A 13,055-nucleotide genomic window follows, 5' to 3' on the forward strand; every position below is an offset into this window, starting at 1 on the left:
GCCGATAGCTGGAGATTGCTTCGCTTCGCTCGCAATGACAGCGGCTGTTACCGCCCCAGCAATCCGCGTGCCTGCCCGGCGATATGCGAGAGCATCGCGCCATTGGGATTCGGGATCGTGCGGGCCCGCTCGACCGTCGCGCGGAATTGCGCGACGCGCGGGGTGTGCTCGGCGAGCCATTTGGTCACCGCAGCGTCGAGGTCGCCCTTTGGAAGTTGGCCAAGGAAGCCCAGCCGCATCTGCTGAAAATCGCGGGCGAGGCTGTTGACCAGCAGGCGTTCCCAGGGATCGGCGGGGCTCATATGCGCCGCCAGCGTCTGCGCCCAATCAAGCCCCAGCGCCTCGCCCAAATGGGTGAAGGCATGGGTCACCGCAATCTCGTCGTCGCCGCGCCGTTCGGCAAGGTCGACGATCCCGATCGCGCCATCGGTCTTGAACAGGCGGACGACCGCCGCAGTCAGCGCCTCGGGCGCTCCCGCGTCGAGCAATTGCTGGCTCAGCATATCCCACTGGCGCTTGACCGACGGGCTGAGCAGCGCGTCGACGCCAGTCATCAGGCGATCGACCCCGGGCTCAAGCCGCGCAACGAGCGGCCCCGGCTGCGCGGGGGTCGGCCCGACGCGCAACAGATCCGCCATTTGCGAAGTCATCGCGGACGACGCCTGGGTGAAGAGCGACAGGCGGATGCCTTCGTCGATCTTCGCTGCATCAAGCTCGGCCCAAAGGCTCTTCATCTCGAGCAATCGTTCGACCGCAACGAAGGCCGCAGCGACGTCGCCGAGCGCACAGCCTTCCTCTTCGACCAGTTCAAAGGGATGGACGATACCCATGCGGTTGATGATGCGATTGGCGATCTTGGTCGCGATAATTTCGCGGCGCAGCTGATGGTCGGCGATCGCAGCAGCGAAATCGCGTTGCATTTCGGTTGGGAAGGCGGCCGCAAGATCCGGCGCGAGCGCCGGATCGTCGGGCAGGTCGCTGGCCTCGATCGCGTCCTGCAGCGCAAGTTTCGCGGTCGAGAGCAGCACCGCGAGTTCGGGCCGGGTCAGTCCGCGTCCTTCCGCCGCGCGGCGCAGCAGCTCGTCGTTAGCGGCGAGCCCTTCGACCTTGCGGTCGAGCCGGCCCGATGCCTCGAACGTCTCCATGATCCGCACCAGCGACGGCACCGCCGCCGCACCGCCCTTTTCGGCGATCGACAGCGCGAGCGCCTGCAAGCGGTTGTCCTCGAGCACCAATGCCGAGACGTCGTCGGTCATTCGTACTAGCAGTTCGTTTCGATCACCCTCTTCGAGGCGGCCTTCGATCACTTCGCGGTTGAGCGCGATCTTGATATTGACCTCGTTATCCGAGCAGTCGACGCCCGCGCTATTGTCGATGAAGTCGGTGTTGATCCGCCCGCCCTTCATCGAGAAGGCGATGCGCGCGGCCTGGGTGACGCCCAGATTGGCGCCCTCGCCCACCGCGCGGACGCGCAGATCCTCGGCATCGACGCGCAGCGCGTCGTTGGCGGGATCGCCGACCTCGGCATTATTCTGGGCCGCCGCCTTCACATAGGTGCCGATGCCGCCGAACCAGAGCAGATCGGCCGGTGCCTTCAATATCGCCGAAATCAGCGAAACCGGATCGATCTCGGCAACCGAGAGGCCGAGCGCCGCCTGAACCTCAGGGGTCAGCGGAATGCTTTTCTGGCTGCGCGGGAAGACGCCGCCGCCCTTCGAAATCAGCTTCTTGTCATAATCGTCCCAGCTCGAGCGCGGGAGTTTGAACATCCGGTCGCGTTCGACCCAGCTTTTTGCCGCGTCGGGATTGGGGTCGAGGAAGATGTGACGATGGTCGAACGCCGCAACGAGCTGGATCGATTTCGACAGCAGCATGCCGTTGCCGAACACGTCGCCCGACATGTCGCCGCAACCGACGACGCGCACCGCGTCGCTCTGCACATCGACGCCCATTTCGGCGAAGTGACGCTGCACCGACATCCACGCGCCGCGCGCGGTGATCCCCATGCCCTTGTGATCATAGCCGTGCGACCCGCCGCTGGCGAAGGCATCGCCGAGCCAGAAGTCGCGTTCGAGCGCCAGCGCATTGGCAACGTCGGAGAAGGTCGCGGTGCCCTTGTCGGCGGCGACGACGAAATAGGGATCGTCGCCGTCGCGGATGACCACATGCTTGGGATGCACGACCTTGCCCGCGACGAGATTGTCGGTGATCGACAGCAGCGAGCGGATGAAGATGCGATAGCATTCCTTCCCCTCGGCAAACCACGCATCGCGGTCGAGCGACACATCGGGCAGCGCCTTGGGATAGAAACCGCCCTTCGCGCCGGTCGGCACGATGACGGCGTTCTTGACGCGCTGCGCTTTCATCAGCCCGAGAATTTCGGTGCGGAAGTCGTCGCGGCGGTCGGACCAGCGGAGGCCGCCGCGAGCGACCGGACCGGCACGCAAATGGGTGCCCTCGACGCGCGGGCTGTACACCCACACTTCGCGCCAGGGCAGCGGTTTCGGCAGGCCGGGCACAAGGCTGGAGTCGATCTTGAACGCCAGCGCCTCTTCGGCTGCGGGTGCGAAGGCATTGGTGCGGAGCGTCGCCCCAATGACGGCATGGAACAGGCGCAGAATACGATCGTCGTCGATCGACTTGATCGCGGCAAAGCCCGCCTGCATCTCTGCATCAAGGGCGGCGGCGCGGTCGGCGTCGTGCGACGCCGGATCATGGAGCGCGCGGAAACGTTCGACCAGCGCATGGGTCAGCGCGGGGGCGTGACGAAGCGCCGCGACCACCGTGTCGAGACCATAGCTCGACCCGCCCTGGCGCATGTAGCGGAACCAGGCGCGCAGCCAGACGATCGCCTGCGGATCAGTCTGCGAGACGAGCACCAGTTCGTTGAACGCGTCATTTTCAGCCCGGCCGTCGAGCACTGCGACGATCGCGCCCTCGATCACTTCGGCATAAGGAATGAGCGCGAGTTCATCGACCGATGCCGGCAGGCGGAGCGAGAAGTCATGGATGACCAGCGGCGTCTCTTCATCCGCAGCTTCGCCGTCCATCGCGCGGCCGGTGCCGAGCGTGGTCGGAATTTCCTCGAGCACCTCGAAACCGAAATGTTCGAGCGCGGGAACGACGTCGGAGAGCGCCAGCGGTCCGACCGCGCTATAGACTTTCAGCCGCAGCCGGTCGTCGCCGTCGAGAGTGGTGCGCGCGAGCCGCACGCTGCGCGGCGTGTCGGCGTCGAGATCGCGGAGACGCAAAATATCGCGCGCGGCCTCTTCGGGATTATAGAGATTGCGGTAATTGGCCGGGAAAAGCGGCCCAAAGCGCGCGGCGAGCGCCGCAGCGCGGCCCGCATCCCCCTGTTTTGCCAGAGACGCCTCGACCTCGGGTTGCCACCCGCGCACCATCTGTTCGAGCTGGTGATTCAACGCCTCGGTATCGGGAACCACTCCGCCGCTGCGCAGGTCGAGCGTGAAGCGGAGCAACGCGGCGCCGCCATCCTCGAGCACCATCGTCCAGCCAATGACCCCGGCATGCGCTTCGCGGACCAGCAGCGCCTCGACCGCGAGGCGGCGGCCGGTGGATACTTCGTCGCGCGGCAGCCAGACGAAGAAAAACAAGTGCCGGCCAAGCGCGCTACGCACCATCACCAGCTTCGGCCGCGGCCGGTCGGTGATCGACATGGAGGTCAGCACCAGCTCTTCAAGCGACGCGGTGTCGAACGCGATCAGCAGATCGTGCGGCAGCGCAGTGAGCGCATGGGCAAGCGCCTTGCCCGCATGGCCGGTCGGATCGAAACCGAATTTCGTCATCAGCGCGCTGAGCTGGGCACGGAGTACGGGCACCTTCGCGGGCGGCGTCGACAGCGCGGCGCTGGTCCACAGCCCGGCATGGATCGACAGGCGCTCGACCGTCTTGCCCTTCATTTCGGGGACAACGACGAGGTCGAGCAGCACGCGGCGGTGCACCGCCGACAGACGGTTGGATTTGATCAGCAAGGGCGCGGAACCGCCCCCCGACTTGACCTGCGCGTCGAACCATTCGAACGCCGCCTTGAGCGCCGCGGGCGAGAGAAGCTGGCTGTCGCTGCTTTCGCTGATCCCCAGCGAATCCTGAACCTTGCCGTCGCGCGTCCGCCATTCGTGGCCGAGCTGGGTCATCGCCCCGCCTTCGAACCAGCGCAGCAGCTCCGCCGCTTCGCCCTCGACGCGCATCGCGGCATCGGCAAGCATGGCGGCGCGCATGGCGCGCCAGTCGCGGACCGCCGCGCGCACGTCGCGCAGCGCGGTTTCCAGCCCGTCGAGAAGCCGGCGCCGCGCACGCGCGTCGCCGCGTTCCAATTCCATATAGATGACCGATTCGCGGGTCTCGCCCTCGCCCGCTTCCTGCAGATGCCCCTTGGCATCGCGCTTTGCCGCAACGACCGGGTGAAGGATGCGGTGAACCGCCAGCCCCTGCGCCGCAACGGCCTGTGACGTTGAATCGACAAGGAAGGGCATGTCGTCGTTGATGATCACCAGCCGCATCCGGCGGTCGGTGCCGTCGGCCGCGATCGGTTCGAGAAGCAGCGACGGCGCGTCGGCCGTCCGGTCGAGCGCCGCGCGCGCGGTAAACTGCGCCGCATCGGTCAGCGCGGCCTTGTCCATGTCGTCGCCCTCGCCGGGCAGCGCGCTGCCGTGCAGCGCGGCCAGATAGGCAGCGGCAATTTTCGAAGGCACTTTGACGGTGGAGGGGGTGGGTGTGTCGAGTTCCGAATTATCGGACTTATTTTGAGGCATGAGGTGCAGCATCCCGAACCAGAAATTGGCGGACCTCTACCGACGATCGGCGGGGGCCCGTTCGCTACGTCACCCTATGCGCCCGCCGCGCGCGCGGCTCAAGGCCTCGTTCGCGCCTCTACGCAAAATTATTTCAATTTTTGGATTGTCTGTTGCGCGAGTACTGTCAGCCGCCCGGATTGATCGGCACCGCCTTGCGCGCAAGCTTTGCGACCAGCCCCGGATCGTCGGCTGCCTTGGCCACGATTCCGATATGGCCGCCCGGCATCGTCCGCGCGATCAACACGACGAATTCGGCGTCATCGGCGTCATGTTCGAGAATCACCGCAGGGTGTGCGCGGCGCAATGCGTCGAGCTTCGCATCGGCGTTTTCATCGGCCGGCTTGCGGCGCGCACGGACATCCTTGACCAGCTTTTTAAGGCCGCCCGGATAGCGATCGAGATAGGTAGCGAGCGCGCCGCGGCCGACGCCTTCATCCCGGGCATGACCAAGGACACAGGCATATTCGGCGAGGCGCGTCTTGTCGTAATTGGCGCCGAACACCAGCTTGACCACGGGGGTCATCGGGGCGCGGTCCTGCACCGTCAGCCCGGCATCGTCGAGCAGCGCGGCAAAGGCTTCGGGCTGCGCCTCGGCGACCAGCGCGAAATCCCACGCCTTGCCGACCGCCTGATAAAGCGCGCTGCGGCTGCGGCTGTCGGCGGCCATCGCCCGTTCGGCGGTTTCCCGCGCCAGCGCCAGCCAGTCGGCCAGTTCGGCATCGTCGTCGGGGTCGAGCGATATGACATCTTCGTCGATCGCCAGATCGAGAATCATATCGTCGCCGTCGCCATCACCCAGCGCGGCAAATCCGGGTGCCGCATCCTCATCAATATGTTCCGAATCGGGGCCGTCGGCCCACACCGGCACCGGCGCGGTCAGCGGCGCGGCGCTGCGCAGGGCCTGTTCGACCGATAGCCGCAGTTCGTCCGATTCGTCGGCGGGCGCCGCTTCCTTCCAGTTGATGACGCCCATGATGAAATCGATGGTGTCGTCGTCGGAAGAAAAGGGCAGCAGGATGCCGCGATACATGATCGTTGCGCCGCGATCGTTGACGAATTCGGCCTCGAAACCGATCGGCGCGCGGTTGGCGATGATCTGGAGATAATGATCCGTCAATCGCGAGAGCAAAGACCGCCCGGGGATCTGATTGATATAATGGACGTCTTCTTCGATCTGCGATTCGGCACGCAAACGGTCGCCGAGGAAAGCGATGCCGGGATTGTCGATTCCGGAGGTAAAATCGAGCAGCACCGAATGCGGCCCGAAATCGCCCATATGGTCCAGATTGAGGTCTTCGACCGACGGATAAGCGCGGTTCGCGAGCAGCGAAGCCCAGTGATTATAGGCCCGGACCTGCATCCGCCGTTCGTCGACGCCGACGACCGGCGGCGCGTCGATGGCCCCGTCATCCTGGTCGTGGCTGCCCGAAAGCAGTCCGCGCATGCTGTCCATCATCTATCCCCAGTCGCAAAACATATCGGCATGTCATGCACTGGAACTGGTAAAAGCGCCGTAAACGATGGCGGATCGGACTAAGCCGAACCGCCGGCGACGGGTCGGCCTTCCTTGAAACTGTTGGTGACGCTGATGTTCGCCAGCCGGTCCGGGTCGATCGTCATCGGATTGTCCGACAATATGGTCAGATCGGCGAGCTTGCCGGGGGCGAGCGATCCCTTTCGGTCATCCTCATAATGCTGCCACGCCGCCCACAGCGTCATCGCCTTTAACGCGACATCGACCGGCACACGCTGGTCGGCGCCCAATATGTCGCCCGACCGGGTACGGCGGGTGACGGTCGCCGACAGCACGCGCATCGCATTGGGCAGGGCGACGGGGGCATCGTGATGCGAGGTGAAACGCATCCCGCGCCGCAGCGCCCAGCCGCACGGCGAGATATTCTCGGCACGCCGCGGCCCCAGCACCGAATCGCGGTGCCAGTCGCCCCAGTAAAAGGTGTGCATCGGGAAGAAGGACGGCACGATCCCCAGCGCTTTGAGCTGATCGACCTGATCCTCGCGCGTGACCTGTCCGTGGATCAGCACCGGGCGGCGGTCGGCGGCGCCGTGCTTCTTTGTCGCCGCGCGCACGGCCGCGATCAGCATGTCGACTGCGGCGTCGCCATTGGCGTGAACCTGAATCTGCCAACCGCGGGCAAATGCGAGGTCGACCGCATCCATGGCCTGTTTCTCGGTGATCGCGGGATAGCCGGCATAGGCCGCCGACTGCCCCTCCGGCGGGATAAAATAGGGTTGCGACATCCATGCGGTCTTCGCCTGCGGCGACCCGTCGATGGTCAGCTTGACCCCGCCGATGCGGAAACGGCCGACATAATTTTTGCGATAGGCGGGCAGCTCCATCGCATCGGTCGAATTGAGGACGTCGGGAAAGGTCAGCACGTCGATCGGCAGCAGCCCCTGACTGGCGACGGCTTCCATCAGGCGGCAGCTGTCGGTCGATGAGCGGCCCTCCTGACAGGTGGTATAACCAAAGCTTGCGTAAAAGGCCGCGCCCTCGCGGATCATCTCCATATTCGCCTGCGCGTCGAGGCGCGCGAGCAACACCCCCATCATCGCGAACAGCGCCGTCTCCTCCAGCACGCCGTTCGGCTCTTTCGACCCCGCTTCGCGGCGATAGACGCCGCCGGCCGGATCGGGGGTTGCGGCGGTGACACCGGCGGCGGCAAGCGCGGCGCTGTTCACCGACCCCATATGGCTCGACTGATGAAGCAGCAGGATGGGCACATCCTTCGAGATCACATCGAGTTCGGCGCGGGTGGGATGCCGCTGTTCGCGCAGTTGCGAATCATCGTAACCGAAGCCGATGACCAGCTGCGTCTTGCGCACCAGATCGGCGTGTTTACGCATCCATTCACGCGTGATTTTCTGAAGCGCGGGGATCGAATCGCCCTCGCCGTCGGGGGCGGGAAGCAGATTGGCGTAGCGCGCCTGCAGCCCGACCATCACGACATGGCCGTGCGGGTCAAAGAAGCCCGGCAGCAGCGTCCGCCCCTGAAGATCGAAGCGCTTCGCGCCGCGACCGGCGGCGGCATTAGCGGCGTCGAGCGTGCCGGCAGCGACGATCAGTCCGTTACGCACCGCGATCGCCTCGACGCTCGGCGCGCTATCCTCCATCGTCAGGATCGGGCCGCCGTGGAATATCGTTGCGGCGCCCGCATCCTCCGCCATGGCCCGCCCACCCGTCGCCAGAAGCCCCGCGGCGAGGCCGCCCTGCGCAAGCAGCATGCGGCGATCGATGGTGGAGTCGGTCCAGGCCATGATGTTTCCCCTGTCAGAAGTTGACGACCACATTCGCAAAACCGCCGGTCCACAGCGGCGCGGTGACGTCGGTGACGATCGAATCGATCCCCGCCCCCGGCGACGAAATGGAAAAACCGGCGGTGAAATAGACATTGGGCGTGACGATGCGCCGATATTCGAGGAAGAGATCGTCCGAGAGATGCTTGCGCGTCACCCCCGCGATCGGCTGAGCAATGCCATCCTCGAACTCGACCCGGGTCGCCTGCCCAAACTGGATCGGGCTGCGCAATTTATTGGCACTGATCCGCGCAGCACGAAGCGTGATCGTGTCGCGCGCGCTCGGCGCGACGCTCAGCACCAGTTGATGCGCGTTGATGTTCGAATTGATGAACACCATCGACGATTTGGACCCCGTCGACCAGGCGCTGGGATTGCCCTCATAATAGAGCGGGTCGAAGCGTTCGAGCGCGGGCGTGTCGGGATCGTCGCCCGAGAAGCTCTGATAGACATAGGAAATCGTCGGCCGCCACGGCTGATCGGCAAAGGCATAGCCAACCTGCGCGCGCCCGGCCCATGCCTTGAGGTCGATCCGTTTGTTGCGCTCGATGGCGAGGTCGAGCCCCATCCATGCGTTCTCGAGGGGGCCGCCGGTCGGCGCGATCCGGCCATAGGCGGACAGGAAACGCAGCCCGTCGCGGCCGCCCGCGATGAAATCGGGCACGCCGATGCCGCCGGGCGCAGCCTTTGGATAGGGCGAGGAGGAGTCCAGCACCTTGCCCATCGTCACCCCTATAAAGCTGCCGGCATTGGCGTCGTAGCGCAGGTCGGCGCCGGCGATATGCGTGCCGGTGTCATTGTCGGGCGCCTCATTGGGATCGAGATAGAAGGCGGTGCCCTGCACCCCGCCGCTCGCCGCCGTCACCAGCCCCGCGACACGCCACGCACGGCGCGGGCCGAGTTTCAGCGCGCCGCGCGAAAAGCCGTTCGACCCGCCGTTGGAAAGGAGCATCCCCGTCCCCGCCTTCCACTCGCGCGCACCGAAGGAGGCATCGAACCGCGTCCCTTTTTCGTCGCCGCGCCGGAATCCCAGATACAGCTCCTCGACGGTCGCCTGCCCGGTGTTGCTGGCGGCAAAGGCATCGGTTCCCGCCGTCGTCGACACGACGACCGACGCCGCGCCATAAAGGCTCGTCCGCTCCCCGGGCCGGTACTGGAAGGCGATGCCGGGCTTCACATAAAATTCGGCCCACTCACCATCGGAATCAAAATCGCTGTTGCCCGCGACCGTCTCTGCGAATTCCCAGAAGAGATTATGTTCGGCGACGAGATTGAGGCCGGCTTCGACGCGGGCGCGCACTTCGAGGTCATCGGTTTCGGCGAGCAGGAAGGGGTCGTTTTTTTCCTGCGCCTTGACCGGGGCCGCGACCGAAATGGCGAGGCACAGCGCAGCAAAGGCTGGATAGGTCGATTGGCGCATAAGTCGCAAACCCCTGTCTGACGTCGAGCCTATCAGATCGTCGGCCGCCGGGATAGCTGACGCTATCGGTAAGCGCTGACGGGAGCTAAATATGGCCAATTATGCATGATATATTTTTTGCAAATATCCATGCATAAAATTCCATTATCTGAATATGATATTTATATTATTGAAAATACGTGATTTATATATAAGAAAATTCCCGTCGATTCTCGAACGCCTTTGCTTTATGTATGCAATATTGCATGCACATAGATGGAGTCGCACGCGTGTTACGGAATGATGTGGGCGACGAAAAGCTGCGCTGGATTCTGAAATCCGGCTGGCAGGGGCTTTGCCCCGAATGCGGCAAGGGACATATGTTCCGGTCGTGGCTTCAGCTTGCCAAGCAATGCGACAATTGCGGGCTGGACTATAAATTCGCCTCCCCCGACGACGGCCCGGCGTTCTTCTCGCAGATGATCGTCGCCTTTCCTTTCACCTTTTTCATCCTGTGGCTGGAAATCGCCTATGACCCGCCGATCTGGGTGCATCTGGTCTTTTCGATTCCGCTGATGGTCCTTGGCTGCGTGCTGCCGCTGCGCGCGATCAAGGGCTGGCTCGTCGCCTCGCAATATGTGAACAAGGCACAGGAATCGGGGACCGAGCATCTGTGGGCCAAGCTCCACGCGCGGGAAAAGCGGGAAGCGGACGAACGGCGTGGCGACTGACGCATGGCGGCCCGACATCGACGGGATCGCAGGACCAAAATATAAGGCGGTCGCAAGCGCCATCGCCGCTGCAGTGACCCGCGGCGAACTCCGCCATGGCGACCGCCTGCCTCCGCAGCGCGACCTTGCCGTCACGCTCGGCATCGACCTCACCACCGTGACCAAGGCCTATGATCTGGCGCGGCAGCGCGGCCTGATCGTCGCGCGCGGACGCGCCGGCAGTTTCATCAGCCCGACCGCGAAAAATGGCGCGGCGGCCGCAGCCGGCCAGACCGATATCGCGATGAACAGCCCGCCGATGCCCGCCGACGGCCGCCTGCCCCGGGCCATGGCGGCGGCGCTGGATATGCTGGCGCAGGGCGACGGGCTGGCACGGCTTCACTATCAGCGCCCCGGCGGGGCGGCGGCCGATCGTGAGGCCGGCGCCACCCTGCTGTCGCGGATTGGGCTGTCATCGGACAGCGAGCAGATGCTGGTAACCGCCGGCGGGCAGAACGCATTGCATGCCATCGCCTCTGCCATTCTGCGGCCCGGCGACCGCGTGGCATGCGGCCAACACCTCTATCCCGGTTTTCGCGCGATCGCCCGGCGGATCGGCGTCACGCTCGTCCCGTTGAGCGAGATCAGCGCCGACGCGCTTGCCGATGCGCATCGCACCGCGCCGCTGCGCGCGCTTTATGTCGTCCCGACCAACGACAGCCCGACCGCCATGACGGTCGCGGCGGAGGAAAGGGCGGCGATCGGCGCATGGGCCAAGGTCGCGGGCGTTCAGATCATCGAAGACGATGCCTATGGCCTGCTACCGCATGTACCATTGCCGCCGATCGCCAGCTTCGCCCCCGATATGGGCTGGTACATCGCCAGCATGTCGAAAATACTTTCGCCCGCGCTGCGCGTCGCCTTTGTTCGCGCGCCGGGTGCCATCGAGGCCGTACAGCTTGCGGCGACCCAGCATGAGAGCGCCGTGATGGCCCCGCCACTCAACGCGGCGATGGTGTCGCTCTGGCTTGCGGACGGCAGCTTCGACATGCTCGCCGCCGGAGTGCGCAGCGAAGCCGTGTGGCGGCAGCGGCTGGCGCGCACCATCCTCGGCGATGCGGTCTATTCGGCGCATCCCGAGGGATATCATCTGTGGCTGCCCCTTCCCGACGACAGCAACCCGGACATGCTCGCTTCCTCGCTCAGCCTCGACGGGCTGTCGGCGGTGCCGTCGGATCGCTTCGCGGCGTACGATGCACGTGACGATGCGCGTGAGAGGGCGCTCCGCATTTCGCTGGGCGGCGTCATCGACCGCGCGGGCCTGACCCGCGGCCTGCGCGCGCTCGACCGCCACTTGCGGTCGCCCTCGACGCAGGCCGCTCCGGTCATCTGACGCGGCGCTAGCTCGACCAGCCGCCCGCCAGCGCGCGGAAGAGCGCGATCTGGCGCCGCGAGATTTGCCCGTCCTGCGCGGCGAGCACGGCCTCGGTCTCGGCAAAAGTCCGTTCGGCATCGAGCCATTCGAGCGAATCGGATGCGCCTTCCTGTCGTTTCGCGCGCACGATCCTTGCCGCGCGCTCGGCCTGATCGCGCGCCGCGCGCAGCGACTGCCGCTGTTCGAGCGCGCGCCCGTAAGAGGAGAGCGCGGTTTCGGTTTCCTCGAGCGCACGCAGCACCGTGCCGTCGAACTCGGCGAGCGACGCCTGGGTATCGGCCTCGGCCGCCGCGATTCGCGCCCGCGCGGGCTCCTGATTCGGGAACGCCCAATTGAGCAGCGGCCCCAGCAGCCAGCGGAGAGGCCCGCCGCCGAACACATCGCCAAAGCCCCCGCCTGTCGACCCGACCGAACCGCCCAGCGTGATACGCGGATACAGATCGGCGGTCGCAACCCCGATTCGCGCGGTATCGGCGGCCAGTCGCCGTTCGGCAGCGCGGATATCGGGGCGGCGCTTGAGCAGCGCCGCCCCGTCACCGACCGGGATGGGATCGGTGATCTCGAGGCTGATATTGCGGTCGGCGGCAATGGCCGGCAACGCGCCGGGGTGGCGGCCGGTCAGCGTTGCCAGACGGAAAAGTGCCGCCTGCCGGACAGCCTCGATTTCAGGAATATCGGCGGCGCGCTGATCGCGCAGCGTCGTGATGCGAGCGAGGTCTAGCCCCGTCGCCAGCCCCGCTTCCTTGCGCCGGCCGGTCAGCATCACCTGCTGATCGAGCAGGCCGACGATCCGCCGCGCGACGTCGAGCCGCGCCGCACCCGATGCCGCGTCGGCATAAGCCTCTGTCGTATCGGACACGATGATCACGCGCACCGCATCGGCATTGGCTTCGGCAGCCGCAGCATCGCCGCGCGCGGCCTCGACCGATCGGCTGACGCGGCCGAACAGGTCGACTTCATAAGCGACGTTCAGCCCGACATCGACCGACCAGTCCTCGCGATCGGCACCGGGCAAGCGCTGACCCTCGGGACTACGGCCGTAATTGGCCCCTGCGCCGATCTGGCCTTGCGGCAGCCGGTCGGAGCGCGCGCCGCGCAAGGCTGCACGCGCCCTTGCAATATTGGCGACCGCGACGCGAACGTCGGTATTGGCGGCCAGCGCATCGGCGACGAGCCCGTCGAGGACCGGATCGTCATAGAGGCGCCACCAGTCGGCCGCGACCGGATCGAGCGTCACGGCGGGACTGCTTGCCGTGAGGAACGAACCGGTCGCGGTCGGGGCCGACGCCGATTGCGGGGGCGCATAGTCGGGACCGACGGCGCAGGCAGCGAGCGTCAGCGCCGAAGCGGCGGTAAGTATGTTGCGGAGCATCATGGTCATT

The 13,055-nt window shown here is 65.6% G+C and carries 7 protein-coding genes; 2 read left to right on the plus strand and 5 right to left on the minus strand.

The window, feature by feature from the left end; genetic code table 11:
• Positions 1-47: 47 nt before the first annotated feature.
• The 4 genes from ACSYDV_RS20910 to ACSYDV_RS20925 form a co-directional block, all read right to left on the minus strand.
• Positions 48-4,772, minus strand: coding sequence for an NAD-glutamate dehydrogenase (locus ACSYDV_RS20910; RefSeq protein ID WP_438325967.1), 4,725 nt, complete (start codon positions 4,770-4,772; stop codon positions 48-50).
• Positions 4,773-4,938: 166 nt separating this feature from the next.
• Positions 4,939-6,267, minus strand: a complete 1,329-nt coding sequence (locus ACSYDV_RS20915) for a PAS domain-containing protein (RefSeq protein ID WP_438325968.1) — start codon at positions 6,265-6,267, stop codon at positions 4,939-4,941.
• An 80-nt stretch (positions 6,268-6,347) separates the two neighbouring features.
• Complete coding sequence (locus ACSYDV_RS20920) at positions 6,348-8,090, minus strand: amidohydrolase (protein ID WP_438325969.1); 1,743 nt, start codon at positions 8,088-8,090, stop codon at positions 6,348-6,350.
• Positions 8,091-8,103: 13 nt separating this feature from the next.
• Positions 8,104-9,549 carry an alginate export family protein gene (locus tag ACSYDV_RS20925; RefSeq protein ID WP_438325970.1) on the minus strand — a complete coding sequence of 482 codons (1,446 nt, stop codon included), beginning with the start codon at positions 9,547-9,549 and terminating at the stop codon, positions 8,104-8,106.
• Between the two features lie 269 nt (positions 9,550-9,818).
• On the opposite strand from ACSYDV_RS20925, the gene ACSYDV_RS20930 reads away from it, so the two are divergent.
• On the plus strand, positions 9,819-10,259 hold the full coding sequence (locus ACSYDV_RS20930; protein WP_438325972.1) for a DUF983 domain-containing protein: 441 nt from the start codon (positions 9,819-9,821) through the stop codon (positions 10,257-10,259).
• A complete protein-coding gene (locus tag ACSYDV_RS20935; protein ID WP_438325973.1) occupies positions 10,249-11,631 on the plus strand; it encodes an aminotransferase-like domain-containing protein in 1,383 nt (460 codons plus the stop codon). The genes ACSYDV_RS20930 and ACSYDV_RS20935 overlap by 11 nt, the downstream gene beginning before the upstream one ends.
• A gap of 7 nt (positions 11,632-11,638) precedes the next feature.
• Here the strand turns inward: ACSYDV_RS20935 and ACSYDV_RS20940 are convergent, their stop codons facing one another.
• Positions 11,639-13,054, minus strand: coding sequence for an efflux transporter outer membrane subunit (locus ACSYDV_RS20940; protein WP_438325974.1), 1,416 nt, complete (start codon positions 13,052-13,054; stop codon positions 11,639-11,641).
• Position 13,055: the final 1 nt, after the last annotated feature.

Origin of the sequence: Sphingopyxis selenitireducens, assembly GCF_051550705.1 — a bacterium.
In the GTDB taxonomy this organism is placed as follows: domain Bacteria; phylum Pseudomonadota; class Alphaproteobacteria; order Sphingomonadales; family Sphingomonadaceae; genus Sphingopyxis.